Here is a 26,591-nt window from a genome sequence, read left to right on the forward strand (position 1 = left end):
GGCTCACGCGAGGCAGGCTGGCCGCATGGACGGACAGCTCATCGCCTTCACCGGGATCGCCGCCGGACTCGTCGCCATCCCCGGCGCCGACTTCACCGTGGTCGTACGCAACGCCCTCGTCTCACGCCGGGCCGGCGCGGTGTGCGGGCTCGGCATCGCGGGCGGACTCCTGGTGCACACCACCTTGGCGGTGGCCGGGGTCGCGGCCGTCCTGGTCGCCGTGCCCGCGCTGTTCGGTGCGCTGCAGCTGCTGGGCGGCGCCTACGTGCTGCAGCTGGGGGTGCGCAGCCTGTGGGAGCTGCGACGGCCCGCCCGAACGTCCGAGGAGGCCGCGGCCGGGGCCGGGCATCCGCTCCGGCAGGGCTTCGTCACCAACGTCCTCAACCCGAAGGCCTCGTTGACCTTCCTCAGTCTCCTGCCGCAGTTCGTGCCCGCGGGGAGCCCCGCGCTGCCCCGGACGCTGCTGCTCGCACTGATCGTGTGTGCGCTGGCGCTGGTGTGGTTCCAGGCGGTCGCGCTGCTGGTGGACCGGCTGGGCGGGTGGCTGCGCCGGCCCCGGGCCGCCCGTGGGCTCCAGGCGGGCACCGGGGTGGCGCTGGCGGTGCTGGGAGCGGCCCTGCTGCTGGAGCCGCTCCTGTCCTGACGACGGGTCAGTTCACCCTGCCGTACCAGACGCTCTTGGTCCAGATCTTCTGGAGCCTCACCACGTCCCCGGTCCTCGGCGCGTGCCAGATCTTCCCGTGGCCGGCGTAGATGCCGACGTGGTAGACGCTGGAACCCGAGTGGAAGAAGACCAGGTCACCGGCCTTGCGGCCGCCGGCCGAGATGTGGTGCGTCTTGTTGTACTGCTGGGCTGCGGTACGCGGCAGGCTCTTGCCCGCCTTCTTGAACGAATAGAGCGTCAGCCCCGAGCAGTCGAAGCGGTGCGGCCCCGTGGCCCCCCACTGGTACGGGGCCCCCTTCTTGGAGGCCGCGACCTGCAGTGCTTTTGTCGCGAGAGTCGCGGCCGAGGCGTCGGTGGCGAGACCGGGCACCGCGATCGAGCCGCCGACGGCGGCAAGGGTGAGGGCCGAGGCCGTGCCGGCCCGGGCCATGAGCGACGGGACACGATTCAGCGCAGTCATGCGCAACCCTTCGTCAGCCGCCTGTGAAGGATGACCTGTCGGATTCGGGCTGGCGAAGTTGCCCGGCCGCGATGCGGCTTCACCCCAAGGGCTGCTCGGAACCTCCGGCCGTCTGTGACGTACAGACGAACATCCGTTCCGGCGACCCGTCTTGCTTGGGTCCTCCACTCCTGCCGATCCACTCCTGTCGACCGGTCACCCGGGCGGCGGCAGGACTCGGCGTCCGCCCGGATCGCCCCGCCGTTGTGGCGGGGGCTTGTCGTCAGACAGGGATCTTCACTCACAGCTGTCTGAAAATCCCAACGGAATCGGGGATTTGTGGCGTTACTCACCACTCACCCGTTCGAGTGGACACGGCTGCGTTCGAGGCATCGTCACATCCCGGTCGTAGCCCCCGACCTGGGACGAAGCCTCTTCTTCCGCACCACGGACCCGTGCGGTGCGCAAGTCGGAAGGTCCGTAGAACGATCTGGATATACACCGGTCGGGGGTACGCCGTTCGGGCCGTTTCGGGCCCGTCCCGAACGGCGCGTGTCGACAGTCGGGTTCGTGCTGCTGGTCGGGCGTCCGGATCAGCCGACGCCGTCGGACGGGAGCGCGACGCGAGCGGTGCGACGCGCACCGTCCAGCACCCGCAAGGCCCGTGCCAACGTGTCCCCGTGCAGCTCCGTCTCGCCCCGCTGGTGCATCAACGCGAGGGCGTCACGCAGCTCTGCGGCCTTGCGCACCAGGGCCTGGGCCGCGCGCAGTCCGCCATAGGTGTCTCCGTCCCGCGCCGGATTGATCCTCCCCAGCAGGTCGGCCGCCTCCAGGTAACGGTCGATCAGATCCCCTTCGGCGCGTGTCAGTGCGGGCAGCGGCGGAAGTTCCGGCAGCATCGGCGGCTCACCTCGCGTCCGGTGCGCCGGGCGTGCTCCGCCGGCCGGGCACGATGCCGTCCACCAGACCGTAGGACAGCGCGGCGGAGGCGTCCAGGACCACGTCCCGTTCCAGGTCACCGTGCACCTGCTCCGCCGTGCGCCCGGTGTGCCGCACGAGCATCTCCTCCGTCAGCGCGCGCATGCGGGCCAACTCGTCGGCCTGGATCAGCAGGTCGCTGGGCTGGCCCTGCACCGGCTCGGGGAGCCGGGGCTGCCCGATCACCATGCGCGCGCCGGGCAGCGCGAACCGCTTGCCCGGTGCGCCGGCCGCGACCAGCAGCGCCGCGTGGGACGCGGCCTGACCCAGGCAGTAGGTGGCCACGTCGCAACTGACGTAGCCCATCGTGTCGTAGACCGCCGTCAGCGCGCTGAACGAACCGCCCGGGGAGTTGACGTACAGGGTGATGTCCCGGTCCGGGGCCGCGTGTTCCAGGTACATGAACTGCGCCATCACATCGTTCGCGGCCGCGTCGTCGAGCGCGGTCCCCAGGAAGACGATCCGGTCCTCGAAGAGCTTGCCGTAGGGGTCGAGGGTGCGCGCACCGCTGCTGGTGCGCTCGGTGAACTCGGGCAGGACATAGCGGGCGAACGCTCGGGACATGGGCATACCCCTCCTCATCGCACGGCCTCCGGCAGGCTCGGCTTCTGTAAAAAATGTACAGGACGTACGTGACGTTATGATGGGGGTATGGCCTACGAGATTCCGGTGACGCAAGCCAGGGCTGAGCTCGCCGACCTGATCAACCGGGTGGTGTACGGCGGTGAGCGCGTCGTCGTGACACGGCACGGCAAGCCGCTGGTCGCGCTGGTCTCGGCCGCTGACCTGGAGCGGCTGGACGCGCTCGACGAGCCGGCCGGGGAGCAGGTGATCAGCTCGGTCTCGGCGGTGCGGGAGGGGGGCTCCGCCACGCGCGACCAGCAGCGGTTCGGGATCGCCGCCGAGCACCGCGGACCCGGCGTGTCCTGACCTGTGCGGGTACGTGTCTGACCTGTGCGGGTATCGGACGCCCCATCGCCCGGTCATGAGTGGATCAAGGTCTGGTTAACGTCGCCGAAACTCCGGCGAACTAGCCTGCCGATCCACGCCACCAGGGGTTTTTCTGCCCGGATTGAGGACGATCCGGGGAATTGTCTGTGTGTTACACCTGTCCCCGTCGTGGTGGCTGCGGCAACCGGACCCCGCACGGTCCGGAGCGAGGACTGTGAGGTGGGACGTGCAACTGACACCGCACGAACAAGAGCGCCTGCTCATCCACGTGGCGGCGGACGTCGCCGAGAAGCGCCGGGCCCGCGGCCTCAGGCTCAACCACCCGGAAGCGGTCGCCCTCATCACGTCGCACATCCTTGAGGGTGCGCGTGACGGCCGTACGGTCGCCGAGCTGATGTCCTCCGGCCGCAAGCTGCTCAGCCGGGACGACGTGATGGACGGCGTCCCGGAGATGATCCACGACGTGCAGGTGGAGGCCACCTTCCCGGACGGCACCAAGCTCGTCACCGTTCACGAGCCGATCATCTGACGGGGGCCGCGATGATTCCCGGAGAGATCCTGTTCGCCGACGAACCCGTCCACTTCAACGCCGGCCGCGAGGTCACCCGTCTGACCGTTCTCAACGCCGCCGACCGGCCGGTCCAGGTCGGCTCCCACTACCACTTCGCCGAGGCCAACCCCGGCCTGCGGTTCGACCGCGCCGCGGCCCGCGGCAAGCGGCTGAACGTCGCCGCCGGCACCGCCGTGCGCTTCGAGCCCGGCATCCCCGCCGACGTCGAACTCGTGCCCCTCGCGGGCGCGCGGATCGTGCCGGGGCTGCGCGGCGAGACCGGAGGTGCCCTCGATGCCTGAGATCCAGCGCGGTGCCTACGCCGACCTGTTCGGTCCCACCACCGGTGACCGCATCCGGCTCGCCGACACCGACCTGCTCATCGAGATCGAGGAGGACCGCTCCGGCGGCCCCGGCACCTCAGGTGACGAGGCGGTGTTCGGCGGCGGCAAGGTCATCCGCGAGTCCATGGGCCAGTCCCGCGCCACCCGCGCCGAGGGCACCCCCGACACCGTCATCACCGGTGCCGTCGTCGTCGACCACTGGGGTGTCGTCAAGGCCGACGTCGGCATCCGCGACGGCCGGATCACCGCCCTCGGCAAGGCCGGCAACCCGGACACCATGGACGGCGTCCATCCGGACCTGGTCATCGGACCCGAGACCGAGATCATCGCGGGCAACGGGCGGATCCTCACCGCCGGCGCCATCGACGCGCATGTCCACTTCATCTGCCCCCAGGTCGCCGACGAGGCGCTGGCCTCCGGCATCACCACCCTGGTCGGCGGCGGCACCGGTCCCGCCGAGGGCTCCAAGGCCACCACCGTCACACCCGGCCCCTGGCACCTCGCCCGGATGCTGGAGGCGATGGAGGCCTACCCGGTCAACGTCGGCTTCCTCGGCAAGGGCAACACCGTCTCGCACGAGGCGATGCTCTCCCAGATCCGCGGCGGCGCCGTCGGTCTGAAGCTGCACGAGGACTGGGGCTCGACCCCGGCCGTCATCGACGCGGCGCTGACCGTCGCCGACCGCACGGGCATCCAGGTGGCCATCCACACGGACACGCTGAACGAGGCGGGCTTCGTCGGCGACACCCTCGCCGCGATCGCGGGCCGGGGCATCCACTCGTACCACACCGAGGGTGCCGGCGGCGGGCACGCGCCGGACATCATGACCGTGGTCTCGCAGCCCAACGTGCTGCCCAGCTCCACCAACCCGACCCGGCCGTACACCGTCAACACCGCCGAGGAACACCTCGACATGCTGATGGTGTGCCACCACCTCAACCCGGCCGTCCCCGAGGACCTGGCCTTCGCCGAGTCGCGGATCCGGCCGTCCACCATCGGCGCGGAGGACGTACTGCACGACCTCGGCGCGATCTCGATCATCTCCTCCGACTCCCAGGCCATGGGCCGCGTCGGCGAGGTGATCCTGCGCACCTGGCAGACCGCCCACGTCATGAAGCGCAGGCGCGGCGCACTGCCGGGCGACGGCCGCGCGGACAACCACCGGGTACGGCGCTATGTCGCCAAGTACACGATCAACCCGGCGCTCGCCCAGGGCCTCGCCGCCGAGATCGGCTCCGTCGAGACCGGCAAGCTCGCCGACCTGGTGCTGTGGGAGCCCGCGTTCTTCGGGGTCAAGCCGCTCCTCGTGGTGAAGGGCGGTCAGATCGCCTATGCGCAGATGGGCGACGCCAACGCCTCCATCCCCACCCCGCAGCCGATCCTGCCGCGCCCGATGTACGGCGCGATCGGCCGCGCACCGGCCGCCAACTCCGTCAACTTCGTCGCGGCGCTCGCGATCGAGGACGGGCTGCCGGAACGGCTGGGGCTCGGCAAGCGGTTCGCGGCGATCGAGTCCACGCGTGCGGTCACCAAGGCCGACATGCGCGAGAACGACGCCCGGCCCGATGTCCGGATCGACCCCGACAGCTTCGCCGTGCACATCGACGGCGACCTGGTCGAGGCGGCTCCGGCGGCCGAACTGCCCATGGCCCAGCGTTACTTCCTCTTCTGATGTCCAGGGCAGCACTCCTCGTCCTGGCCGACGGCCGCTTCCCTGCCGGAGGGCACGCGCACTCCGGCGGGGCGGAGGCCGCCGTCAAGGCGGGCCGGATCACCTCCGCGGCCGGCCTGGAGGACTTCTGCCGGGGCCGGCTGCACACCGCCGGGCTGGTCGCCGGCGCGCTGGCCGCCGCGGCCGTACTCGGGGTCGACCCACGGCAGCTGGACGCGGCCGCGGACGCCCGTACGCCCTCTCCCGCCCTGCGGAGCGCCGCCCGGCGCCTCGGCCGGCAGCTGCTGCGGGCGGCCCGGGCGGCCTGGCCGTCGCCCGAACTCGACGCGCTGGGCGTGCAGTTCCCCAAAGGCGCGCACCAGCCCGTGGTGCTCGGCGTGGCGGCGCGGTCGGCCGGCCTCGCTCCCGAGGACGCGGCGTACTGCGCGGCCTACGAGAGCGTGAGCGGCCCGGCGACGGCCACCGTGCGCCTGCTCAGTCTGGACCCCTTCGACGCCACGGGTGTCCTGGCCCGGCTGGCGCCGGAGCTGGACCGCGTGGCGGACCGCGCCGTCGCGGCGGCCCGCAGAGCGCTCGACGAGGGTGTCGACGCGCTGCCCGCGGCGTCCGGCCCCCTGCTGGAGGTGGCCGCGGAGTGGCACGCCGCCTGGCCGGTACGCCTCTTCGCCTCCTGAGCCCCCCGCCGGACCCCACCCCCCACACGTCAGACAACGGAGCCGTACATGCACCTCGACCACACCCACGACGGCCCCACCGCCGTCAGCGCGGACGCGCACCGGCGCGACGGTTCGCGCCGTGCCCTGCGCATCGGACTCGGCGGGCCCGTCGGGTCCGGGAAGACCGCCACCGTCGCCGCGCTCTGCCGGGCCCTGCGCGACGAACTGTCGCTGGCCGTCGTCACCAACGACATCTACACCCGTGAGGACGCCGAGTTCCTGCTCCGGGAGGCCGTGCTGCCGCCCGAGCGGATCACGGCCGTGGAGACGGGCGCCTGCCCGCACACCGCGATCCGCGACGACATCTCCGCCAACCTCGAAGCCGTGGAGGACCTGGAGGACGCGGTCGGCCCGCTGGACCTGATCCTCGTCGAGTCCGGTGGGGACAACCTCACCGCCACCTTCTCCAAGGGCCTGGTGGACGCGCAGATCTTCGTGATCGACGTGGCCGGCGGCGACGACATCCCGCGCAAGGGCGGCCCCGGCGTCACCACGGCCGACCTGCTCGTCGTCAACAAGACCGACCTCGCCCCGTACGTCGGCTCCGACCTCGCCCGGATGGCCGCTGACGCCAGGACACAGCGCGCCGGACTGCCGGTGGTCTTCCAGTCGTTGCGCGGCGAGACCGGTGTGGCCGACGTGGCCGCCTGGCTGCGCGAGCGGCTCGTCGCGTGGTCGGCATGACCACCACCGGGGTCCGGGCGGACGCGCGGATCGTCGCACGCGCCGACGGCCGCGGCGGCACCGCGCTGCCCGTGCTGGACGGCGAGGGCCCGCTGGCCCTGCGTCGCATCCGGTCGAGCGGCGCGGAAACGCGGGTCATGGTGGTCGGTGCGATGAGCGGCCCGCTCGGCGGCGACCGCTTCGCGCTCACCGCCCGGGTGGAGCGGGGCGCCCGGCTGCACGTCGGCTCGGCCGCCGCCACCCTCGCCCTGCCGGGCCAGGCCCATGGCGAGGCCCGCTACGACGTCCGGCTCGACGTGGCCGACGACGCCGAACTGCACTGGCTGCCCGAGCAGTTGATCTCGGCCCACGGCAGCGACCTGTACGTCACCACACGGGCCGAGCTCGCCGCCGGCGCCCGGCTGGTACTGCGCGAGGAGCAGGTGCTCGGCCGGGCCGGGGAGGAGCCCGGGCGTCTGACCAGCAGGCTGACCGTCCGGGTCGCGGGCCGCACGGTACTGGACCAGGAGCTGTCCTACGGCCCCGGCGCCCCGGGCGGCTGGGACGGCCCGGCGGTACTGGCGGGATGCCGTGCCGTGGGCCAACTCGTGGTGGTGCGCCCCGAGTTCGCCGATCATCCGGCCGAGGCGCGGGTGCTGGGGGAGTGCGCCGCCCTGATACCACTGGCGGGCCCGGCGGTCCTGGTCAGTGCTGTGGCACCGGACGCGCTCCAACTCCGGCGGCTCCTGGACGAGTCACTGGCAGGGCTCACACGAACTGCCCCGTGAGCGGTGCGGGCCCGCGCTGACATGCGGCTCTGCCGCGCGGGCGCGAGCGGCCACGACGGGCCCATCCGCTCAACGGGACAAGATCGTCCGGTTATCGGATTGGTAAAGAAGACCAACACCCTCTGTTCTCAGGCGGCTCACAGCCGAGAGGATCCCCTGACCACTCGCAGCAATGCAGATGCAGGGGGAGGGGCCCCACGTGAGGGAGACCAGACCGAAGAGCCGTCTGCTGGCACTCGGTTCAGCCGGAGCACTCGTCACCGCCACCTTGATCGCCGGTGTCGTCTCGGCGCCCGCGGCCGGTGCCGCCGGACGGCCGGACCTGGACCGGGAGGCCAAGGGCGCCGAGACAGCCGCCGCCCGCGCCGCCAAGGCCGGCATCGACTGGCAGGACTGCCCGGCCGACTGGGGACTGGCCAAGCCCATCCAGTGCGGCTGGGTCACGGTGCCCGTCGACTACGCCCACCCGTACGGCAAGCAGATCAAGCTCGCCGTCGACCGCATCGGCAACACGGGCACCCCGGGTGAGCGCCAGGGCTCGCTCGTCTACAACCCGGGCGGCCCCGGAGCCTCCGGGCTGCGCTTCCCGACCCGGATCACCAACAAGAACCCGGTCTGGGCCAACGTCGCCAAGGCCTACGACTTCGTGGGCTTCGACCCGCGCGGCGTCGGCCACTCCGCCCCCATCTCCTGTGTCGACCCGCAGGAGTTCGTCAAGGCGCCCAAGATGGACCCGGTGCCGGACACCGAGGCGGACAAGACCGCGCAGCGCAAGCTGGCCCGCGAGTACGCCGAAGGCTGCGCCGAGCGCAGCGGCGCGATGCTGCCGCACATGACCACGCCGAACACCGCCCGCGACCTGGACGTCATCCGCGCCGCCCTGGGCGAGAAGAAGCTCAACTACCTCGGCGTCTCCTACGGCACCTACCTCGGCGCCGTGTACGGCACCCTCTTCCCGGGCCACCTGCGCCGCATGATCGTGGACAGCGTGGTCAACCCCTCGCGCGAGAACATCTGGTACCAGGCCAACCTGGACCAGGACGTCGCCTTCGAGGGCCGCTGGAAGGACTGGGAGGACTGGGTCGCCGCGAACGACGCCGCCTTCCACCTCGGCACCACCCGCGCCGCCGTCCAGGCCCAGTGGCTGCAGCTGCGCGCCACGGCCAAGAAGAACCCCCTCGGCGGGGTCGTCGGCCCGGCCGAGCTGATCTCCTTCTTCCAGAACGCGCCGTACTACGACTCCTCGTGGGTGCCGGTCGCCACGGCGTTCAGCAAGTACGTCGCCGGTGACACCAAGGCACTGGTCGACGCCGCCGCCCCCGACCTGTCGGACACGGCCGGCAACATCAGCGCCGAGAACGGCAACGCGGTCTACACGGCCGTCGAGTGCGCCGATGCCAAGTGGCCCACCAGCTGGCGGAAGTGGGACCGGGACAACACCCGGCTCAACCAGGACAACCCGTTCATGACCTGGGCCAACGCCTGGATGAACCTGCCCTGCGCGACCTGGCCGGCCAAGCAGCGGACCCCGGTCCAGGTGAAGACCCACAAGGGCCTGCCGCAGGTGCTGATCGTGCAGTCCACGAGGGACGCGGCCACCCCGTACGAGGGTGCCGTCGAACTGCACAAGCGCTTCACGGGCTCCCGTCTGATCACCGAGAAGGACGCGGGGTCCCACGGTGTGACCGGCCTGGTCAACCCCTGCATCAACCAGCGCGTCGATGCCTACCTGCTCGACGGCAAGCTGGATGCCGCGGACGTGACCTGCACCCCGCACGCCACGCCCAAGCCGTGACAGCGGTCCCACGCTGACGAGGGGCGGCCGGACGCACCGGCCGCCCCTCGCTCATGCCGCGAACCAGGCGTCCTCCGCCGCGTAGTCGAACAGCCGCGGATACGCCCGGGCGAGCAGCGGGAAGCACTCCCGCCAGTCCCGCCCGGCCAGCACACCGGTCAGCCACCCGACCGTCTCCGGCAGGCTGTCGGCGTACGACACCACCGGCCGGTAGCCCAACTCCCGTGCGGCGGCGGACATGTCGAACACGACCCGGCCCGGGATCGACCACGGCGTCTGTCCGACGCACCCCTCGGGCAGACCGTCGACGAGCGTCGTCCGCGTCTCCACGCCCATCGCCGCGTCGACCGCCGCGCCGATCTCGGCGACCGTGGGCGCCTCGCCGTCACAGGCGTTGAGCACCCGGGTGCCGGGCCGGGCCGCCGCCAGCCGCACCAGCTCGGCGATGTTCCGCGTGCCCGAGGGGTGGTAGCGGCTCACGCCCCGGTAGGAGAGCACCCGACGGCGCCGGCCGTCCAGATTGCGTTTCACGAAGTACAGCTCACGGGGAAGCGGGCTGCGCGGGCCGTGCACCGCGGCCGGCCGCAACACCGTGACCGGTAACGCCTGTGCGGCTGCGAGGAGTTCATGCTCCAGGGCGACCTTGCGGGTGCTGTACGACGACTCGCCCGGTGTCACCGTCGGCTGCGTCTCCGGGACCGGCACGGGGTAGGCGGGAAAGCCGCCCGGCTCGTGCAGCGTGTCGAAGTTCCGGCCCGCGCCGTCGTCGTAGACCGACACGCTGGAGACCACGACGGCCGAGCCGATCCGGCCCGCCAGGGAGGTCAACTGCCGTGCGTGCGCGGCGTCATAGGCGACGATGTCGACCAGCAGCTCGCAGCCGTCGCCGACCACCGCGGCCAGGGCCGCGTCGTCGGCGCGGTCCAGCCGGACCGCCCGCACCCCCTCGTCCCACGCCGCGTCCCGGCCGCCGCCCCGTGAGGCGGCCGTCACCTGCCAGCCGTCCCGCGCCAGCGCCGTCACCGTCGGACGTCCGATCTGCCCGCTCGCCCCGATCACCACAGCCCTCTTCATACGGCGAGCCTAGGCACGCGGCAGTCCCCGGCCGAGTGCCTTCTGCCGACGGCAGAGATCAGCCCAGCGGTGGCCGCGGGAACCTGCGCCCCTTCTTCTCGGCCGCGTGGGCCGCCTTGACGACCGCCGCGTACTCGTCGACGTACTCCTGCCCGGACAAGGTCAGGATCGCGTACATGATCTCGTCGGTGACCGCCCGCAGAACGGCCTTCTCCCGTTCCATGCCGGCGTAGCGGGAGAAGTCGAGGGGCTTGCCGAAGCGGATGGTGACGGGGTGGACGTTCGGGATGACCTTCCCGGGCGGCTGGGCCTCGAACGTGCCGATCATCGCGCACGGCACCACCGGAACCCCGGCCCTCAGCGCCATCACGGCGACGCCGACCTTGCCCTTGTAGAGCCTGCCGTCGTGCGAACGGGTGCCCTCCGGGTAGATCCCGAGCAGCTCGCCCCTGCCCAGCACCCCGAGACCCTCGCGGATCGCCGCCTGTCCCGCCTCCTTGCCCGAGCGGTCCACCGGGATCTGTCCGGCACTGCGGAAGAAGAAGGCGGTGAGCCGGCCCTTGAGCCCGGGGCCGGTGAAGTACTCCGCCTTGGCGAGGAAGGTGATCCGGCGCTTGAGCATCGCCGGCATCAGGAAGTGGTCCGAGAAGGACAGGTGGTTCCCGGCGACGATCGCGGGACCCGACGCCGGCACGTTCTCCAGGCCCTCGATCCGCGGCCGGAAGACGAGTCTCAGCAGGGGGCCCAGCAGCACGTACTTGAGCAGGTGGTAGAACACGGCTCGCCCCTCACTCGTCCAGGCCACCCCGTGTGCGCCTGAGGTCATCTGTAACCGCAACCGGCCATGCTCATGCCGCCCGCGTCGCCACAGCTCCCGCCTGAACCGCGTCGCCCGCCCCTGGGCCACCGTCGGGCCTACCCATCCGGACCGGTACCCGTGCCCCCGGCGGGCGTGAGCGGCGCGCCCCGCGCGGGCGTTCGTACCGGTCCCCGTACGATGTCCCCGATGACCGGCACCACAGCGCACGTCCCGCGCCCGCCCGAGCGGCGGTGGCGTGGGCTGCTCGTGCTCGCGGTGCTGGCGGGGCTGTTGGGCATGCACGCCCTGGCGCCCGGCGGAGGCATGGGAAGGGCGGAGCCCGCCCGGTCCGCACACTTCACCGGCGCCGTCTCCGTCGTGGCGCAGGACGACTGCCCGGGCGGCGACGGCCACTGCGGGGGCGACCATCCGCACCACGCGGACCCCACCTGCGCCTCGGGCGCGGTGAACGGCGGCCCCCAGCCGCCCGCCCTCGCCCTCGACCCCGTGACGGCTCCCGCACCGGTCCACTGCCCGCGTTCCCGCGCGGCCACGGCACCGGATGGCGCCCGCGCCCCACCCTCCCTGGCCGAACTCCAACTCCTGCGGATCTAGAGGGCCCCGCCGGCCGCGGCCGCGCCTGTCGGCGCAGCGCTCGCGGTCGTGCTCACCCGTGCCCCGAATCCCTTGAGAACCACAGGAGTTCCCGCATGACCACCCGTACTTCGACGCGCCGTGCCGCCCTGGCCGCCCTGGCCGTCACCGCCGCCCTCGTCCTCGCCGCCTGCGGCGGCGGTGACGGCGACGGCCACGCCGCTCACGGCCCGTCGGCCTCCCCGAGCGCGCCGGCCGCCGCGAGGGCTCACAACGCCCAGGACGTCGCCTTCGCGCAGGGCATGATCCCGCACCACCAGCAGGCCCTGGAGATGGCGCGGCTCGCCCCCGGCCGGGCCTCCTCGGCGCGGGTGAAGGACCTCGCCGCCCGCATCGAAAAGGCACAGGACCCCGAGATCCGCACCATGACCGGCTGGCTCACGTCCTGGGGCGAGCAGGTCCCCATGCCCGGCATGGACCACTCGGGGCACTCAGGAATGTCTGGAATGTCTGGATCATCCGGGATGATGAGTGACAGCGACATGACCGAGCTGAAGAAGGCCGAGGGCGCGGACTTCGACAAGAAGTTCCTGTCCCTGATGGTCGAGCACCACCGGGGCGCCGTCGAGATGGCCGGCACGGAGAAGGACAAGGGCGCCTACGGGCCAGCCAAGGCGATGGCGGACGCCATCGTCACCACCCAGAACGCCGAGATCAAGGAGATGGGCAGGCTCCTCGGCAAGAGCTGAGCCCTGCGGCCCGGGACCGCGTCCCGTCACACCCGCACGATGACCCGGTCGATGTCCTCGCCGCGGCGCTCGACCAGGCCGTCGGAGCGGACCAGGACGGGCGGCAGGCGTCCCGCACTGCTGTAGGGGATCGTGCGGCGGTCGAAGCCGGTGAAGGTCGTGACGACCGTGGCCGATTCGGCGCCGTCCACGACGTGCGCGCACCGGCCGAGGACGTTCAGGGCCTCGGCCGGTACCGCGGCGGCCCGACCGCGGGCCGGTAGCGCACGGCGGTGTGGCGGTGGCCGACCTGCGTGCGGGCCGGGAGCATCGCCTCCTGCAGGACGAGGGCGACCTCGCGCTCGCGGGCGTGGGCCCGGCGCAGCCGTTCGTTCAGCTCCCGCAGTTCACGGGCGCGGGTGTACAACTCGGCCTCCGGCAGCGCTCCTCCCACTCCCCGGGCCGCTCGGCGTTCTCGACGTCGTACCGCTGCAGGGTCATGGCGTCGCGCTCGCCGGTGGCTGCGACCCGCTTCAGCGAGGCGGCGAGGTTGCGCATGCCCGACGCGCCGGAGTCATCCGGATCACGGCCACCGTCCGTCCACCGCTGCCACGCCCATGTCCTCCGCCATACGCCGTACGCGTGCGCCGTGCACGTCAGCACGGCGGATCCGTCAGGGACTGCTCGGCCCAGATGACCTTTCCGCCGGGCACGAAACGGGTTCCCCATCCCTGGGCGAACTGGGAGACCAGCAGCAGTCCACGGCCGCCCTCGTCCGTGGTGCGCGGATGGCGCAGATGGGGTGCGGTGGCGCCGCCGTCGGAGACCTCACAGATCAGGGCGCGGTCCCGGATCAGCCGGAGCCGGATGGGGCCCTCCGCGTGCCGGATGGCGTTGGTGACCAGCTCGCTCACCACCAGCTCCGTGGTGAACGCCAGTTCCTCCAGACCCCACTCGGCCAGCTGCCGGTCGGCCTCCTTGCGGGCGTCGGCGACCACGGCCGGGTCGGCGGGCAGGTCCCAGTCGGCGACCCGGTCGGCGCCCAGCAGCCTGGTGCGGGCCATCAGCAGGGCCACGTCGTCGTGCGGCCGGTCCGGGACCAGGGCGTCCACCACGGTCCGGCAGTGCTGGTCGAGCGAGGGGGCGGCCCGCTCCAGGGCGCGTCGCAGCCGTTCGCGGTCGGCGTCGCCGGTCACGTCGCAGGTCCCGTCGCCCCCGTGGGCCAGCAGCCCGTCGGTGTGCAGGACCAGCGTGCTGCCCTCCGCCAGCGCCAGCTCGACCGCTTCGAAGGGCGGTCCGTCCACCCCGAGCGGCGAGCCCTGCGGGAGGTCGACGAAGCCGACGGTGCCGTCGGGCCGGACGACGGCGGGCGCGGGATGGCCCGCGGCGGCCATCGTGCACCGCCCGTCGACGGGGTCGTAGACGACGTACACGCATCCCGGACCGGCCGTCCGGATCCCGGCGGGCTCCGAGGGCGGCACCCCTTCCTCCCGCGCCGTCCGCGCCACAAGGTCGTCGAGGTGCGCGAGGACCTCCTCCGGCGGCAGGTCGAGCGCCGCGAGCGTGCGTACGGCGGTGCGCAGTCCGCCCATGGCCGCAGCGGCGTCGATCCCGTGTCCCGGCACCTCTCCCACGACCAGGGCCACGCGCGCCCCGGACAGGGGGATGAGGTCGTACCAGTCGCCGCCCAGTCCGGTCAGCTCGTCGGCCGGCCGGTAGCAGGCGGCCACCTCCACCGCGTCCTGCTCGGGCAGCCGGTGCGGCAGCAGGCGGCGCTGCAGGACCAGCGCCGCGTCCCGCTCGCGGGTGTAGCGGCGGGCGTTGTCCACGCAGACCGCCGCCCGGGACACCAGGTCCTCGGCGAGGCTCAGGTCGTCCTCGTCGAACGGCTCCTGGCGGCGGCGCCGGAAAAAGGTGGTGACGCCCATCGTGATGCCCCGCGCGCGGATCGGCACGATCATCACGCTGTGCAGGCCCAGCTCCAGGAAGGTGGCCGCCCGGCCGCCCAGGATGTCCTTGGCCCACTCCTTGGCCAGCGGGTCGAGCCGTTCCTCGCGCCAGGACCGGCCCGTGCTCAGGCAGCGGACCGGGGGCGACCCGGCGAGGTAGGTGGCCACCTCGCCGATCCGGGCGACGGCCTCCGGGACCCCCGGGTTCACCGACTGGTGCCCGGCCCGCCGCAACGGCACCCGGTCCGTGTCACCCAGTGGCCCCGGCTCGGGCTCCGCGCCCCGTAGCACGGACTCCAGCAGATCCACGCTGACGAAGTCGGCGAAGTGCCGCACGGCCACGTCGGCCAGTTCCTGCGCGGTCCGCACGATGTCCAGGGTGCGGCCGATCTGCTCCCCGGCCCGGTCGAGCAGGGCCAGCCGCTGCCGGGCGCGGTACCGCTCGCTGATGTCGACGACGGTGTAGTACACGCCCATCGGGTGGCCCCGGTCGTCGTCGAGGCGGGTGAACGACATCATGTGCGCCGTCTCCCGGTGCGGCGCGGACCGCACCTCGCCCACATGCTCGTACCCGACCACCGGCCGGCCGGTCTCCAGCACCCGCCGCATCTGCGCCTCGATGCCCGCCGAGTCGATGCCCGGCTGGATCTCCGCCAGCCGGCGCCCCAGCCGCTCCCGCGCGGAGCCGCCGCCGTACCGCTCCAGGGCCGCGTTCGACCAGACGCACCGCAGTTCGGTGTCCACGATCGCGATGCCGACGGGCGAGTCGGTCACCATCTGCTCCAGTACCGCACGGCTCATGTCCCAGCCACGCGCCCCGGACATGTCGGAGAGGAGGACCAGCCAGTGCGGGGCACCGCCGGGTTCCACCGCCGGGGTGATCCGCACCATCACCCGGACCGGCCGGCCGTCCTTGCGCCGTGCGGTCAGCAGCCCCGCCCAGCCGCCGTCCCTGACACACCGTTCGGCCAGCTCGGGCACCCGCGCGGCGTCCTCGGTGGACAGCAGACCGGTCGCCCGGGTGCCCACCACCTCGGGGGCCGCGTACGCCAGCAGCCGCTGGGCGTCCGGCGTCCAGCTCGTCACCACGCCCCGTGCGTCGAGCAGCAGGGGCGCGGCATCGGCCACGTCGAACCGGTGCCGGGCGACGTCCCGCTCCTCGTGAGTGCCCACGGCCGACCTCTCTGTCGCTGAGAGTGGTCTACCACCTCAGGTCCCCATCCTCACCCTTCGGCCATCGGGTGGGGGACGGGGAGCGGGTGGGGGCGGCGTGCGGGCCACTCCGCCCCCACCGGGGTCAGGAACCCAGTACCTTCCTCAGCGCCGCCAGCGCGGAACGCAGTTCCTCCGCCGTGATGGTCAGCGGGGGCGCCAGCCGGATCGTGGAACCGTGGGTGTCCTTCACCAGGATTCCTTCCCGCATCAGACGCTCGCTGACCTCCCGGCCGGTGCCGATCGCCGGGTCGACGTCGACGCCCGCCCACAGCCCGCGCGCCCGGAAGCCGACCACGCCCTCGCCGACCAGCTCGGTCAGGCCGTCCCGCAGGATCACGCCCAGCTCGGCGGCCCGCCGCTGGAACTCGCCGGTCTCCAGCAGCTCGACCACGGCGGTGCCGACCGCGGCGGCGAGCGGGTTGCCGCCGAACGTCGAGCCGTGCTCGCCCGGGTGCAGCACCCCCAGCACCTCGCGCCGGGCCACCACCGCCGACACCGGTACGATCCCGCCGCCGAGCGCCTTGCCGAGCAGCAGCATGTCCGGGACGACGTCCTCGTGCTCGACGGCGAGGGTGCGGCCCGTGCGGCCGAGGCCCGACTGGATCTCGTCCGCGATGAACAGGCAGCCCCTGCGGCGGGTCAGTTCGCGCACCCCGGCCAGATAGCCGTCGTCCGGGATGATCACGCCCGCCTCGCCCTGGACGGGCTCGATGAGCACCGCCGCCGTCGTCTCGTCGACGGCCTCCTCCAGCGCGGCCAGGTCGTTGTACGGCACGATCCGGAAGCCGGGTGTGAACGGCCCGAAGCCGGCGCGGGCCGTCTCGTCGGTGGAGAAGCTGACGATGGTCGTCGTACGGCCGTGGAAGTTGTCCGCCGCGACCACGACCGTCGCCCGGTCGGCCGGGACGCCCTTGACGTCGTACGCCCACTTGCGGGCCACCTTGATGCCGCTCTCCACCGCCTCGGCACCGGTGTTCATCGGCAGCACCATGTCCAGGCCGGTCAGCTGGGACAGCCGCTCCGCGAACTCCGCGAGCCGGTCGTTGTGGAAGGCCCGGGAGGTCAGCGTCAGCTGGTCGAGCTGGCGGTGCGCGGCCTCGACCAGCGCCGGGTGCCGGTGGCCGAAGTTGAGCGCCGAGTAGCCGGCGAGCATGTCGAGGTAGCGGTTGCCCTCGACGTCCTCCACCCAGGTGCCCTCGGCCCGGGCCACCACCACGGGCAGCGGGTGGTAGTTGTGCGCGAGGACGGGCTCCTCGGCACGGATCAGGTCGGCGGACGTACGGGTGCGCGCGGGTGCATCGAAGGACGCGGTCATCAGCGGATCTCCTGGGTGCAGCACTTGATGCCGCCGCCTGCCTTGTGGAACTCGGACAGGTCGACGGGGACGGGGACGTAACCGTGGCGGGCGAGACGGCCGGCGAGTGCCTCGGCCCGGGGTGCGATGAAGACGTTGCGGCCGTCGGACACGGAGTTCAGGCCGAACGCCATCGCGTCCTCCCGGGTGGCGAGCACCGCGTCCGGGTACAGGCGGCGCAGCACCTCGCGGCTGCCCGCCGAGAAAGCCTCGGGGTAGTAGCAGATGTTGTTCTCGTCGAGGACGAACAGCGCCGTGTCCAGGTGGTAGAAGTACGGGTCCACCAGGGTCAGGCCGATCACCGGGTGGCCGAGGAACTCCTGCGCCTCGCGGTGCGCCTCGCGCGTGGTGCGGAATCCGGTGCCGGCGAGCACGTACCGGCCCGTCCACACCAGGTCGCCCTCGCCCTCGGTCACCGACTCGGGGCGGTACACGTCGTAGCCCGCCGCCTTGAACCAGGTGTCGTAGTGCAGCGACTCGGGGCGCCGCTCCGGTGCGTGGAACAGGGAGCCGAAGACCCGGCCGCCGACCACGCACGCCGCGTTGGCGGCGAAGACCATGTCGGGCAGTCCGGGCACCGGCTCGACCGACTCGACGCTGTGCCCGTGCGCACGGTAGGCGCGGATCAGCGTCTGCCACTGCTCCTGGGCGAGGTCCACGTCGACGGGCCGGTCGGGCTGCATCCACGGATTGATCGCGTACTGCACGGCGAAATGTCTGGGTTCACAGACGAGAAAGCGCCGGGGGCGCTGTACACGGCTTTCGGACACAGACGGTTCCCTCCGCTTTGCATTGTGTCACTGGGGGTGTGACCACGGTAGAAAGGGAAACAGACGCCCGACAAGCAAAAAAAGCTGCGTAGATGCGCAGCATCACTGCGTTCTTCGCCGTGTACGCGCACTACTCCTGCGCATACCTCAGGTCATTCCGGCGCCGCATGGGTCGCTCCCGCTTCCGGGCTTTCCGGGAGGAGATGGGACAGCACCATCACGCTGATCGTCTTCCGGATGAACGGCTCGACGCGGATCCGCTCCAGCACCTCCTCGAAGTGCTCCACGTCCCGCGCCCGCACATGCAGCAGCGCGTCGGCGCCGCCGGTGACCGTCATCGCCGCCGCGATCTCCGGATGGTTGCGGACGACCTCCGCCAGGCGCCGGGGCGGGGCCGCGCCCTCGCAGTACACCTCGACGTACGCCTCCGTGCGCCAGCCGAGGGCCGAGGGCTTCACCGTCGCCGTGAACCCGGTGATCACGCCGGTCTCGCGCAGCCGGTCCACCCGCCGCTTGACCGCCGTCGCGGACAGCCCGATACCCGCGCCGATCTCGGCGAAGCTGGTCCGGGAGTTCGCCATCAGCGCGGTGATGATCTTGCGGTCGAGGTCGTCGAAGGAGGGCGTCCTGCTGGTCATGCGGGCACTGTAGTCAGCCCCGCTCGGCAGCGGACCTCACGACTGGGTGACGACCATGGCGAGCGTCAGCAGACCCAGCACCACCCAGCCGAACCACAGCCAGCCGTTGCCGCCGAGCACGACCGTGTAGGCGGTCACGACGACGAGCCCGCCGACCGTGAGAACCCCCATCGCCTTGGTGGAACCGTTCGTGGAACCGGGCATCGCGACACCCTCCTCTTGGTCCGTCCATGACCATGGTGCCCTGATTCCCGCCCGGAGGGGATGGCTCCGCGTCAGCCCTCGCGCGCGTTCAGGGAGGCCAGGTAGGCGTTGTACGCCTCCAGCTCCTTGTCGCCGTCCCGGTCCGCCGCCCGGTCCTTGCGCTTGGCCTGCCGCTGCTCGGAGCCGTACCACTGGAACAGCAGCGCGATCAGCACCAGCACGGACGGGATCTCGCTGAACGCCCAGGCGATCCCGCCGGCGGCGTTCTGGTCGGACAGCGCGTCGATGCCGAGCGAGGCCGACGGGTGCCGGAAGGTGTCCACCATCGGCGTGGACGCCATCATCAGGGCGATGCCGAAGAAGGCGTGGAACGGCATGCCGGCGAACAGCTCCAGCATCCGCATCAGATGCCCGGGCCGGTGCGGACCCGGATCGACGCCGATGATCGGCCAGAAGAACACCACGCCCACGGCGAGGAAGTGCAGCATCATCGCGATGTGCCCGGCCCTGGACCCCATCAGGAGGTCGAACAGCGGCGAGAAGTACAGCGCGTACAGGCTCGCGATGAACAGCGGGATGGTGAACACCGGGTGGGTGATGACCCGCATGTACCGGCTGTGCAGCAGCGCCAGCAGCAGCTCGCGCGGACCCCTGCGGCCCCGGCCGGCGGCGGGCAGCGCGCGCAGCGCCAGCGTGACCGGCGCGCCGAGCAGGATCAGGATCGGCGACAGCATGCTGATGACCATGTGCTGCACCATGTGCACGCTGAACATGACCATGCCGTAGTCGTTCAGCCGGGTGCACATGACCAGGGCGATCGTGAGCACACCGACGACGTACGCGACCGTGCGGCCGACGGGCCACGCGTCCCCGCGCCGCCGCAGCCGTACGACGCCCCACCCGTACAGACCCAGCCCGAGCAGGCAGGCGACGAGGAAGAAGGGGTCCGCCGACCACTGGAGCCCCCGTCCCAGCGTGAACGGCGGCAGATCCATCATCATGCCGTGCCCGCTGTGGTCCATCCGGCGGCTCCTGATTCGTGGGGGTTGTGCGAGTTGTCCGCCCCAAGAGTAGAACCGCCCCCGGTCACGGTCGTGACCGGGGGCGGGTTGTTCTGGGGTGAACTACAGAACGCACTCCGCCTCGTCGTAGCGCTCCACGGGAACGGTCTTCAGGGTCTCCACGGCCTCCGCCAGCGACACCATCACGATGTCGGTCCCGCGCAGCGCCGTCATCCTCCCGAACTCACCGCGGTGCACGGCCTCCACCGCGTGCCACCCGAAGCGGGTCGCCAGCACCCGGTCGTAGGCGGTCGGCGTGCCGCCCCGCTGGACATGCCCGAGGATGACCGGCCGCGCCTCCTTGCCGAGCCGGTGCTCCAGCTCGACGGAGAGCTGCCGGGCGATGCCGGCGAAGCGTTCGTGGCCGTAGATGTCCTTGCCGCCCTCGTCGAAGTCCATCGTGCCGGCCTTCGGCTTGGCCCCTTCGGCCGCGACCACGATCGCGAACCGCTTGCCCGCGTCGAATCGCTCACCGACCCGCGCCGTCAACTCGTCGATGTCGAAGGGACGTTCCGGGACGACGATGGCGTGGGCGCCGGCCGCCATGCCGGAGTGCAGCGCGATCCACCCGGTGTGCCGGCCCATGACCTCCACGATCAGCACCCGCTGGTGCGACTCGGCGGTGGTCTTCAGCCGGTCCAGCGCCTCGGTCGCCACGGTGACGGCCGTGTCGAAGCCGAAGGTGACGTCCGTGACGGCGATGTCGTTGTCGATGGTCTTGGGCACACCCACGATCGGCAGCCCGTTGTCCGACAGCAGCCGGGCCGCCTTCAGCGTGCCCTCACCGCCGATCGGGATGATCGCGTCCAGGCCGAGCTCCTGGACATGGCCCTTGGCCCGCTCCACGCCGTCGCGCAGGTGCTCCGGGCGGACCCGGGAGGAGCCGAGGATGGTGCCGCCGCGGGCCAGGATGCCGCCGACGGCGTCGAGGTCGAGCTTGAGATAGTCGCACTCCAGGAGGCCCTTCCAGCCGTCCCGGAAACCGATGACCTCGTCGCCGTGGTCGGCGACGGCACGGTGCACGACGGACCGGATGACGGCGTTCAGGCCGGGGCAGTCGCCGCCGGACGTGAGGACACCAATGCGCATAGCCCGAATACCTTCTCAACGTGGGCCGGGTAACCGGACCACGTTGTCCGGCGGATTCCCGGCCACCCTACCGGCGTGAGGGGGTGGCTCCGTAGCGGGCGTCCGCCTGCTGGACGCGCCCGCACATGTGAGCGGACGGCCTGTCAGGCGGGCCCACTACGAGCCTGCCGGGATGCGCTGAAGTGTCGCTGGAGCGACGCTTACGCGGGCTGCTGGGCGGCCGAGATGCGCTCGTTGCGGAGCGCCTCGTACCAGCGGTCGTCGACCGGCGGCAGCGCGTTGACGTCGAGCGCCAGCTTCAGCAGCAGGTCCGCGATCTGCGGGTTGCGGGCGAGGACCGGCCCGTGCATGTAGGTACCGAAGACGGTCCCGTTGTACGCGCCCTCCGTGCCGTCCCCGGTGCCGTTGCCGTTGCCGACCTTCACGTGGGCGAAGGGGCGGGCGGTCGGGCCGACGTGGGTGACGCCCTGGTGGTTCTCGAAACCGGTCAGCTGCGGCAGCCCGAGCTGCGGGTCGACGTCGGCGAGCACGTCACCGACGCAGCGCTCGCCCTCGCCGCGCACCGAGACCACGTCGAGCAGGCCGAGGCCCGGTTCGCGCTGGCCGAGGTCGTTCACGAACTCGTGGCCGAGGATCTGGTAGCCGGCGCACACGGAGAAGACGATCGCGCCGTTCTGCACCGCACGCTGCAGATGCCCGTCGCGGCGCAGCCGCTCGGCGGCGAGCCGCTGGGGACGGTCCTCGCCGCCACCGATCAGGTAGATGTCGCCGGAGGTCGGGATCGGCTGGTCGCTGCGCACGTCGAGCCGCGCCACGTCCAGGCCGCGCTGCCGCGCCCGGCGCTCCACGACGAGGGCGTTGCCCTGGTCGCCGTAGGTGCTCAGCAGGTCCGGGTAGATCCACACCAGCCGCAGTTGGTTGTCGCTCATGAGGTGATCGCCCTTCGAAGATCAGTTGCCGACGCGACGGCGCAGGTCCTGGAACGCGGTGTAGTTCGCGATGACCTCGACACGGCCCGGCGGGCACATCTGCACGGCCTGGTCGAGGTCCTCGCAGACCTGGAAGTGCTGGTTCGCGACCTCCAGGCGGACAGCGAGGTCCAGCTTCCGGTCGCCGATGACGAAGATCGGGTGGCCGGTCAGCCGGGTGTAGTCGACGTCCCACAGCCAGGAGGTGTCGGTGCCGTCGGCCCCACGGGCGTTCACGGACAGGATCACCGGCGCGGGCGGCGGGTCGATCAGCGAGAACGTCTCCAGCCAGCCGGCCGGGTTCTTCGCCAGCAGCAGCCGCAGATCACGGTTCTGGAACTGGACGACGTCGTAGCGACCGGCCACGGCCTGCACCTGGTACATCCGCTCCAGGGCGACCTGGGGCGGCACGCCGAACACGGCCGCGACGGCCGCGGAGCTGGCCGCGTTCGCCTTGTTGGCGCGGCCCGGCAGCTGCAGGTGGATCGGCCAGGCGGACCCGTGCGGGTCCAGTACATGGTCCCCGGACAGCGCCCAGGTCGGCGTGGGCCGCCGGAACCCGCACTCGCCGCAGAACCAGTCGTCGCCCGGGCGCTGCATCACGCCACCGCACGACGGGCAGGACCAGGCGTCCTCCTGCCACATCTGCCCGGCCGCGACCCAGACCACGTTCGGCGAGGAGGACGCGGCCCACACCACCAGCGGGTCGTCACAGTTGGCGACCACGAAGGCCTTGGTCCCGGCCAGACCCTCACGCCAGTTCTCGGCGAGCATCCGGGTCTCGGCGGCCCGGTCGAGCTGGTCGCGGGAGAGGTTGAGCAGGGCGATGCACTTGGGATCCGTGTCCCGCGCCACGCCGGCCAGGTACTTCTCGTCGACCTCGATGACACCGAACTTCGCGTCCGAGCCGCCCGCGAGCGCGGAGGTGATACCGGCCGGCATGTTGGCGCCGAGCGCGTTGGACACGACCGGACCCGCGGCGCGCAGCGCCTCCGCGATCAGCCGGGTGGTCGTCGTCTTGCCGTTGGTGGCGGAGACCAGGACGACGTCCAGGTTCTGGGCGAGCCGTGCGAGCAGATCGGGGTCGAGCTTCAGCGCGACCCGGCCACCGATCACCGACCCGCTGCCGCGCCCCGCTGCGCGTGATGCCGCAGCGACCGCCTTACCCGCGGTCACGGCCAGCTTGGCCCGCGGCGAGAGCGGGTCCGAGTTGCCTGCCATCAGTTCTCGATCCTCCTTGCGTACGCGCCGCGCCTGGGGCCATCCGGCAACGTGGTGTGGACCTGAAGCCTATCGAGATCCATTCGCACACCCGAATCCCGGCCCACACCTGTGCGGCGGGCATGAGCTGAAGGAACCGTACCCTTGCCGCTATGCGACACGGCACGATCCCGGGCGCCCACGGGCGAGTCCGGCCTCTTTCCCTGCTCGGCGACGCACCGCTGCGCGAGCAATGCCGGGAAGTCACCGACTTCGGCCCCGATCTGGCGGTGCTCGTGGAGGACTTGTTCGCCACGATGTACGCGGCCCAGGGGGTGGGGCTGGCGGCGAACCAGATCGGAGTGGGACTGCGGGTGTTCGTGTTCGACTGCCCAGACGACGACGATGTCCGTCATCTCGGACATGTCGTGAATCCGCGTCTGGTGGAGACGGACGGGTTGGTCCTGCGGGGGCCCGAGGGCTGTCTGTCCCTGCCGGGGCTGGAGGCGGGCACGGAACGGTTCGACCACGCGGTGGTCGAGGGATTCACGGTGACCGGAGAGCCGGTCACCGTGCACGGCACGGGCTTCTTCGCCAGGTGCCTGCAGCACGAGTGCGACCACCTGGAGGGCCGGGTGTACGCGGACCACCTTGCGGGCTGGCGGAAGCGGAGACTGGCCAGGCAGATCAAGCGGGCTCCATGGCGCCGGGCGAGTGGTCCCGCCTGAAGGGCCGCGGAGCCGTATCGACATGCGGCTCCGCCGGGTGGGCGCGACCAGCTCCCACGCGCCCGCAGTCGAGCGGCGGCCGTCAGAACCCCGGGCCGCCCATCCTGTCCCCCGCGGCCGCAAGCCGCCCCCACAACAGATCGGCGAGAGACCGCACCAACTCGGCCCGGGAGCAAGGCCGTTCCCCCAGCCACCAGTCGCCCGCCGCGTGCATCATCCCGACGATCCCGTGCCCCCACACCCGGGCGAGCTGCTGACTCCCCGGCCCCAGGTCCACCCGCTCCTCGATGACCTGGGCCAGCTCCTCGCCCATCCGCCGAAGCAGCGGAGCGCTGTGCTTGCCGACGTCGAAGCCCTGGTCGCCCCCGGCGCTGCCCTCCGCGGGATGCATCAGGAACCGGTAGACCTGAGGCCTGGCCTCGATCGCCGCGAGGTACGTGTCCAGCGTGGACTCGACCCGCTCGCGCCGGTCGGCCGGAGCGTCCAGCGCCGCCCGCAGTGAGTCGAGCAGCGCGTCCGTGTGCCGCTTGGCCAAAGCCGCGTAAAGGCCGCCCTTGTCGCCGAAGTGGCGATAAAGGATCGGCTTCGTGATTCCCGCCTCCGCCGCGATCGCGTTCATCGACGCCTGCGGGCCGTCGCGCAGCACCACCCGGTCGGCGGCCTCCAGCAGCTCGCGCCGGCGGCGGTCGGCGGACCGCTGCTGATCGGTCCGCTGTGTGGTGTCCATGTGCTCTCCCCACCCGTGCTGATTCGGTGACGCCTGCGCAAACTAACACTGACTGTGCCCCTGACATCGAACGGGATGCCGGGACGTCCTCGCAGGTTGACTTTTCCTACCCGTCGGTAACAGACTCGGGTTACCGCTAGTAACATCGCATTGCCGCCGCTGGAGGGGACATGGCCGAGTTCACCATGGAGCTGAACGACGAACAGAAGGAAGTCCGGGACTGGCTCCATGGCTTCGCCGCCGACGTGATCCGCCCCGCGGCCGCCGAGTGGGACGAGCGCGAGGAGACTCCCTGGCCGGTCATCCAGGAGGCCGCGAAGGTCGGCATCTACTCCCTCGACTTCTACGCGCAGCAGTACTTCGACCCCACCGGCCTCGGTATCCCGATGGCCATGGAGGAGCTCTTCTGGGGCGATGCGGGCATCGCCCTCTCCATTGTGGGCACCGGTCTCGCCGCCGTGGGCGTTCTCGCCAACGGAACCGAGGAACAGATCGGCACCTGGATCCCGCAGATGTACGGCGACCAGAACGATGTCAAGGTCGCCGCGTTCTGCTCCTCCGAGCCCGACGCCGGCTCGGACGTCGCCTCCCTGCGCACGCGCGCCGTGTACGACGAGGCCAAGGACGAGTGGGTGATCAACGGCACGAAGACCTGGGCGACCAACGGCGGCATCGCCAACGTCCACGTCGTCGTCGCGAGCGTCGATCCGGAAGTGGGCTCCAAGGGGCACGCCTCCTTCATCGTCCCGCCGGGCACGCCGGGCCTGTCCCAGGGCCAGAAGTTCAAGAAGCACGGCATCCGCGCCTCGCACACCGCCGAGGTCGTCCTCGACAACGTCCGCGTCCCCGGCTCCTGCCTGCTCGGCGGCAAGGAGAAGCTGGACGAGCGGCTCGCGCGGGCCCGCGAGAAGGCGAAGGCGGCCGGAGGCGACCGGGTGAAGAACGCGGCGATGGCCACGTTCGAGGCGTCCCGCCCCGCCGTCGGCGCGATGGCGGTCGGCACCGCCCGGGCCGCGTACGAGGTCGCCCTCGACTACGCCAGGACCCGGGAGCAGTTCGGGCGGCCGATCATCGACAACCAGGGGGTGGCCTTCCAGCTCGCGGACATGCGGACGCAGATCGACGCGGCCCGGCTGCTCGTGTGGCGGGCGTCCTGGATGGCGGTCAACGGCAAGCCGTTCACCGCCGCCGAGGGGTCGATGTCGAAGCTGTTCGCGAGTGAGACGGCGAAGAAGGTGACCGCGCAGGCGATCCAGATCCTGGGCGGCAACGGGTACACCCGTGAGTACCCGGTCGAGCGGATGCACCGGGACAGCGCGATCTACACGATCTTCGAGGGGACGAGCGAGATCCAGCGGCTCGTCATCGCGCGGACCCTGGCCGGGATGCCGATCCGGTAGGGACACTCACCGGTGTCTGAGAGGCGTGAGTTGCTCGATGTCGTACTTCGCCCTCAGCGCCTCGATGGCCTCATGGTCCGGCGGGCCGCCGGTGCCCAGGATCTCCAGCAGCTCCTCGAAGTAGCGTTCGTGATCCGGGGGCGGAGACGCCTGGAAGAACATCTTCGCCGGCGTGTCCATGGGGTTCGCGAACGCGTGCGGACATCCCGGAGGTACGACGATGACCGTGCCGGGCGTCGCCCGGACCACCCGGCCGCCCGAACTCGACTCCCACTTCTGCCAGTTGTCGGGTGTGCGGATGCGCGGCTCGAAGGCGAGCACGTCCAGCTCGCCTTCGAGGACGTAGAACAACTCCTCGCTGCGCGTGTGCACATGGGCGCCCACGTCGAAGCCCGGCGGGACCTCCACCTCGAAGGTGGAGGCGATCCGCGAGTGGGTGCCGGTGACCTTGAACGTCACACGCTGGGCCGGTGTCGCCACGACCCGGCCGTGGCCCGGCGGCACGAGCAGTCCCTCGGTCTGCGTCATCGGTG

29 protein-coding genes, 1 pseudogene and 1 riboswitch are annotated in these 26,591 nt (G+C 71.6%); of the genes and pseudogenes, 13 read left to right on the top strand and 17 right to left on the bottom strand.

Annotated features, from left to right (window positions below; genetic code table 11):
- The first annotated feature begins 25 nt into the window (after positions 1–25).
- Positions 26–643 carry a LysE family translocator gene (locus IE244_RS36580; protein WP_191877898.1) on the top strand — a complete coding sequence of 206 codons (618 nt, stop codon included), beginning with the start codon at positions 26–28 and terminating at the stop codon, positions 641–643.
- A 7-nt stretch (positions 644–650) separates the two neighbouring features.
- Here the strand turns inward: IE244_RS36580 and IE244_RS36585 are convergent, their stop codons facing one another.
- The 3 genes from IE244_RS36585 to IE244_RS36595 form a co-directional block, all read right to left on the bottom strand.
- Entirely contained in the window at positions 651–1,124 is a 474-nt protein-coding gene (locus IE244_RS36585; RefSeq protein WP_191877899.1) for a C40 family peptidase, read from the bottom strand.
- Between the two features lie 3 nt (positions 1,125–1,127).
- Positions 1,128–1,278, bottom strand: a riboswitch (cyclic di-AMP (ydaO/yuaA leader).
- Positions 1,279–1,696: 418 nt separating this feature from the next.
- A complete protein-coding gene (locus IE244_RS36590; RefSeq protein ID WP_191877900.1) occupies positions 1,697–2,002 on the bottom strand; it encodes a hypothetical protein in 306 nt (101 codons plus the stop codon).
- 7 nt (positions 2,003–2,009) lie between these two features.
- Positions 2,010–2,645, bottom strand: coding sequence for an ATP-dependent Clp protease proteolytic subunit (locus IE244_RS36595; protein WP_191877901.1), 636 nt, complete (start codon positions 2,643–2,645; stop codon positions 2,010–2,012).
- A gap of 87 nt (positions 2,646–2,732) precedes the next feature.
- Here IE244_RS36595 and IE244_RS36600 point away from each other — a divergent pair, with 87 nt between their 5' ends.
- The 8 genes from IE244_RS36600 to IE244_RS36635 all read left to right on the top strand — a co-directional run bounded on the left by IE244_RS36600 (position 2,733) and on the right by IE244_RS36635 (position 9,560).
- Complete coding sequence (locus tag IE244_RS36600; RefSeq protein ID WP_191877902.1) at positions 2,733–3,011, top strand: type II toxin-antitoxin system Phd/YefM family antitoxin; 279 nt, start codon at positions 2,733–2,735, stop codon at positions 3,009–3,011.
- 247 nt (positions 3,012–3,258) lie between these two features.
- Complete coding sequence (locus IE244_RS36605) at positions 3,259–3,561, top strand: urease subunit gamma (protein WP_031160134.1); 303 nt, start codon at positions 3,259–3,261, stop codon at positions 3,559–3,561.
- Positions 3,562–3,572: 11 nt separating this feature from the next.
- Entirely contained in the window at positions 3,573–3,884 is a 312-nt protein-coding gene (locus IE244_RS36610) for an urease subunit beta (protein ID WP_191877903.1), read from the top strand.
- Positions 3,877–5,598, top strand: a complete 1,722-nt coding sequence (locus IE244_RS36615) for an urease subunit alpha (RefSeq protein ID WP_191877904.1) — start codon at positions 3,877–3,879, stop codon at positions 5,596–5,598. Before IE244_RS36610 ends, IE244_RS36615 begins: the two co-directional genes overlap by 8 nt.
- On the top strand, positions 5,598–6,272 hold the full coding sequence (locus IE244_RS36620) for an urease accessory protein UreF (protein ID WP_191877905.1): 675 nt from the start codon (positions 5,598–5,600) through the stop codon (positions 6,270–6,272). Before IE244_RS36615 ends, IE244_RS36620 begins: the two co-directional genes overlap by 1 nt.
- Before the next feature lie 48 nt (positions 6,273–6,320).
- Entirely contained in the window at positions 6,321–6,998 is a 678-nt protein-coding gene (gene ureG / locus IE244_RS36625) for an urease accessory protein UreG (RefSeq protein WP_191877906.1), read from the top strand.
- Complete coding sequence (locus IE244_RS36630; RefSeq protein WP_191877907.1) at positions 6,995–7,765, top strand: urease accessory protein UreD; 771 nt, start codon at positions 6,995–6,997, stop codon at positions 7,763–7,765. Before ureG ends, IE244_RS36630 begins: the two co-directional genes overlap by 4 nt.
- Positions 7,766–7,943: 178 nt before the next feature.
- Positions 7,944–9,560, top strand: coding sequence for an alpha/beta hydrolase (locus tag IE244_RS36635; protein WP_373305818.1), 1,617 nt, complete (start codon positions 7,944–7,946; stop codon positions 9,558–9,560).
- Between the two features lie 51 nt (positions 9,561–9,611).
- Here IE244_RS36635 and IE244_RS36640 read toward each other — a convergent pair whose 3' ends face one another.
- Both IE244_RS36640 and IE244_RS36645 read right to left on the bottom strand, forming a co-directional pair.
- Positions 9,612–10,634, bottom strand: coding sequence for an NAD-dependent epimerase/dehydratase family protein (locus IE244_RS36640; RefSeq protein WP_229854647.1), 1,023 nt, complete (start codon positions 10,632–10,634; stop codon positions 9,612–9,614).
- Between the two features lie 58 nt (positions 10,635–10,692).
- Positions 10,693–11,412 carry a lysophospholipid acyltransferase family protein gene (locus tag IE244_RS36645; protein ID WP_191877909.1) on the bottom strand — a complete coding sequence of 240 codons (720 nt, stop codon included), beginning with the start codon at positions 11,410–11,412 and terminating at the stop codon, positions 10,693–10,695.
- Between the two features lie 228 nt (positions 11,413–11,640).
- On the opposite strand from IE244_RS36645, the gene IE244_RS36650 reads away from it, so the two are divergent.
- Together IE244_RS36650 and IE244_RS36655 are read left to right on the top strand one after the other, a co-directional pair.
- Entirely contained in the window at positions 11,641–12,048 is a 408-nt protein-coding gene (locus IE244_RS36650) for a DUF6153 family protein (RefSeq protein ID WP_191877910.1), read from the top strand.
- A gap of 95 nt (positions 12,049–12,143) precedes the next feature.
- Positions 12,144–12,776 carry a DUF305 domain-containing protein gene (locus IE244_RS36655; protein ID WP_191877911.1) on the top strand — a complete coding sequence of 211 codons (633 nt, stop codon included), beginning with the start codon at positions 12,144–12,146 and terminating at the stop codon, positions 12,774–12,776.
- Positions 12,777–12,844: 68 nt separating this feature from the next.
- Here the strand turns inward: IE244_RS36655 and IE244_RS36660 are convergent.
- From IE244_RS36660 to IE244_RS36705, 10 genes and pseudogenes are all read right to left on the bottom strand, one after another.
- A pseudogene (locus tag IE244_RS36660) lies at positions 12,845–13,340 on the bottom strand (protein phosphatase); the annotation flags it as partial.
- Between the two features lie 71 nt (positions 13,341–13,411).
- Complete coding sequence (locus IE244_RS36665) at positions 13,412–15,877, bottom strand: SpoIIE family protein phosphatase (RefSeq protein WP_191877912.1); 2,466 nt, start codon at positions 15,875–15,877, stop codon at positions 13,412–13,414.
- Positions 15,878–16,001: 124 nt separating this feature from the next.
- A complete protein-coding gene (gene rocD / locus IE244_RS36670; protein WP_229854649.1) occupies positions 16,002–17,234 on the bottom strand; it encodes an ornithine--oxo-acid transaminase in 1,233 nt (410 codons plus the stop codon).
- The gene (gene ddaH / locus IE244_RS36675; protein WP_191877913.1) at positions 17,234–18,043 is read right to left on the bottom strand and encodes a dimethylargininase; all 810 of its coding nucleotides are present in this window, start codon (positions 18,041–18,043) and stop codon (positions 17,234–17,236) included. The genes rocD and ddaH overlap by 1 nt, the downstream gene beginning before the upstream one ends.
- Positions 18,044–18,195: 152 nt before the next feature.
- A complete protein-coding gene (locus tag IE244_RS36680) occupies positions 18,196–18,681 on the bottom strand; it encodes an Lrp/AsnC family transcriptional regulator (protein WP_191877914.1) in 486 nt (161 codons plus the stop codon).
- A 36-nt stretch (positions 18,682–18,717) separates the two neighbouring features.
- Positions 18,718–18,885, bottom strand: coding sequence for a hypothetical protein (locus IE244_RS36685; protein ID WP_031160160.1), 168 nt, complete (start codon positions 18,883–18,885; stop codon positions 18,718–18,720).
- 71 nt (positions 18,886–18,956) lie between these two features.
- Positions 18,957–19,907, bottom strand: a complete 951-nt coding sequence (locus tag IE244_RS36690; protein WP_191877915.1) for a cytochrome c oxidase assembly protein — start codon at positions 19,905–19,907, stop codon at positions 18,957–18,959.
- A 102-nt stretch (positions 19,908–20,009) separates the two neighbouring features.
- Complete coding sequence (locus IE244_RS36695) at positions 20,010–21,035, bottom strand: 6-phosphofructokinase (protein WP_031160165.1); 1,026 nt, start codon at positions 21,033–21,035, stop codon at positions 20,010–20,012.
- A 200-nt stretch (positions 21,036–21,235) separates the two neighbouring features.
- Positions 21,236–21,964, bottom strand: a complete 729-nt coding sequence (locus IE244_RS36700; protein ID WP_191877916.1) for a type 1 glutamine amidotransferase — start codon at positions 21,962–21,964, stop codon at positions 21,236–21,238.
- A gap of 21 nt (positions 21,965–21,985) precedes the next feature.
- Positions 21,986–23,224, bottom strand: coding sequence for a MurT ligase domain-containing protein (locus IE244_RS36705; RefSeq protein WP_031160170.1), 1,239 nt, complete (start codon positions 23,222–23,224; stop codon positions 21,986–21,988).
- A 152-nt stretch (positions 23,225–23,376) separates the two neighbouring features.
- On the opposite strand from IE244_RS36705, the gene def reads away from it, so the two are divergent.
- Positions 23,377–23,931, top strand: a complete 555-nt coding sequence (gene def, locus IE244_RS36710) for a peptide deformylase (RefSeq protein ID WP_191877917.1) — start codon at positions 23,377–23,379, stop codon at positions 23,929–23,931.
- A gap of 82 nt (positions 23,932–24,013) precedes the next feature.
- Here def and IE244_RS36715 read toward each other — a convergent pair whose 3' ends face one another.
- A complete protein-coding gene (locus IE244_RS36715) occupies positions 24,014–24,658 on the bottom strand; it encodes a TetR/AcrR family transcriptional regulator (protein WP_191877918.1) in 645 nt (214 codons plus the stop codon).
- Between the two features lie 170 nt (positions 24,659–24,828).
- On the opposite strand from IE244_RS36715, the gene IE244_RS36720 reads away from it, so the two are divergent.
- Entirely contained in the window at positions 24,829–26,058 is a 1,230-nt protein-coding gene (locus tag IE244_RS36720) for an acyl-CoA dehydrogenase family protein (protein ID WP_191877919.1), read from the top strand.
- Between the two features lie 6 nt (positions 26,059–26,064).
- On the opposite strand, the gene IE244_RS36725 is transcribed toward IE244_RS36720, so the two are convergent.
- Positions 26,065–26,586 carry a cupin domain-containing protein gene (locus IE244_RS36725; protein ID WP_191877920.1) on the bottom strand — a complete coding sequence of 174 codons (522 nt, stop codon included), beginning with the start codon at positions 26,584–26,586 and terminating at the stop codon, positions 26,065–26,067.
- Between the last annotated feature and the right edge of the window lie 5 nt (positions 26,587–26,591).

The organism is Streptomyces filipinensis (assembly GCF_014649495.1).
In the GTDB taxonomy this organism is placed as follows: Bacteria; Actinomycetota; Actinomycetes; order Streptomycetales; family Streptomycetaceae; genus Streptomyces; species Streptomyces filipinensis.

What these genes read in the sequence shown, in the direction of transcription:
- IE244_RS36580 (WP_191877898.1), top strand. Translation starts at nt 26, where the DNA reads ATGGACGGACAGCTCATCGCCTTCACCGGGATCGCCGCCGGACTCGTC.
- IE244_RS36585 (WP_191877899.1), bottom strand. Translation starts at nt 1,124, where the DNA reads ATGACTGCGCTGAATCGTGTCCCGTCGCTCATGGCCCGGGCCGGCACG.
- IE244_RS36590 (WP_191877900.1), bottom strand. Translation starts at nt 2,002, where the DNA reads ATGCTGCCGGAACTTCCGCCGCTGCCCGCACTGACACGCGCCGAAGGG.
- IE244_RS36595 (WP_191877901.1), bottom strand. Translation starts at nt 2,645, where the DNA reads ATGTCCCGAGCGTTCGCCCGCTATGTCCTGCCCGAGTTCACCGAGCGC.
- IE244_RS36600 (WP_191877902.1), top strand. Translation starts at nt 2,733, where the DNA reads ATGGCCTACGAGATTCCGGTGACGCAAGCCAGGGCTGAGCTCGCCGAC.
- IE244_RS36610 (WP_191877903.1), top strand. Translation starts at nt 3,573, where the DNA reads ATGATTCCCGGAGAGATCCTGTTCGCCGACGAACCCGTCCACTTCAAC.
- IE244_RS36615 (WP_191877904.1), top strand. Translation starts at nt 3,877, where the DNA reads ATGCCTGAGATCCAGCGCGGTGCCTACGCCGACCTGTTCGGTCCCACC.
- IE244_RS36620 (WP_191877905.1), top strand. Translation starts at nt 5,598, where the DNA reads ATGTCCAGGGCAGCACTCCTCGTCCTGGCCGACGGCCGCTTCCCTGCC.
- ureG (WP_191877906.1), top strand. Translation starts at nt 6,321, where the DNA reads ATGCACCTCGACCACACCCACGACGGCCCCACCGCCGTCAGCGCGGAC.
- IE244_RS36630 (WP_191877907.1), top strand. Translation starts at nt 6,995, where the DNA reads ATGACCACCACCGGGGTCCGGGCGGACGCGCGGATCGTCGCACGCGCC.
- IE244_RS36635 (WP_373305818.1), top strand. Translation starts at nt 7,944, where the DNA reads ATGCAGGGGGAGGGGCCCCACGTGAGGGAGACCAGACCGAAGAGCCGT.
- IE244_RS36640 (WP_229854647.1), bottom strand. Translation starts at nt 10,634, where the DNA reads ATGAAGAGGGCTGTGGTGATCGGGGCGAGCGGGCAGATCGGACGTCCG.
- IE244_RS36650 (WP_191877910.1), top strand. Translation starts at nt 11,641, where the DNA reads ATGACCGGCACCACAGCGCACGTCCCGCGCCCGCCCGAGCGGCGGTGG.
- IE244_RS36655 (WP_191877911.1), top strand. Translation starts at nt 12,144, where the DNA reads ATGACCACCCGTACTTCGACGCGCCGTGCCGCCCTGGCCGCCCTGGCC.
- rocD (WP_229854649.1), bottom strand. Translation starts at nt 17,234, where the DNA reads ATGACCGCGTCCTTCGATGCACCCGCGCGCACCCGTACGTCCGCCGAC.
- IE244_RS36680 (WP_191877914.1), bottom strand. Translation starts at nt 18,681, where the DNA reads ATGACCAGCAGGACGCCCTCCTTCGACGACCTCGACCGCAAGATCATC.
- IE244_RS36685 (WP_031160160.1), bottom strand. Translation starts at nt 18,885, where the DNA reads ATGCCCGGTTCCACGAACGGTTCCACCAAGGCGATGGGGGTTCTCACG.
- IE244_RS36690 (WP_191877915.1), bottom strand. Translation starts at nt 19,907, where the DNA reads ATGGACCACAGCGGGCACGGCATGATGATGGATCTGCCGCCGTTCACG.
- IE244_RS36695 (WP_031160165.1), bottom strand. Translation starts at nt 21,035, where the DNA reads ATGCGCATTGGTGTCCTCACGTCCGGCGGCGACTGCCCCGGCCTGAAC.
- IE244_RS36700 (WP_191877916.1), bottom strand. Translation starts at nt 21,964, where the DNA reads ATGAGCGACAACCAACTGCGGCTGGTGTGGATCTACCCGGACCTGCTG.
- IE244_RS36705 (WP_031160170.1), bottom strand. Translation starts at nt 23,224, where the DNA reads ATGGCAGGCAACTCGGACCCGCTCTCGCCGCGGGCCAAGCTGGCCGTG.
- def (WP_191877917.1), top strand. Translation starts at nt 23,377, where the DNA reads ATGCGACACGGCACGATCCCGGGCGCCCACGGGCGAGTCCGGCCTCTT.
- IE244_RS36715 (WP_191877918.1), bottom strand. Translation starts at nt 24,658, where the DNA reads ATGGACACCACACAGCGGACCGATCAGCAGCGGTCCGCCGACCGCCGC.
- IE244_RS36720 (WP_191877919.1), top strand. Translation starts at nt 24,829, where the DNA reads ATGGCCGAGTTCACCATGGAGCTGAACGACGAACAGAAGGAAGTCCGG.
- IE244_RS36725 (WP_191877920.1), bottom strand. Translation starts at nt 26,586, where the DNA reads ATGACGCAGACCGAGGGACTGCTCGTGCCGCCGGGCCACGGCCGGGTC.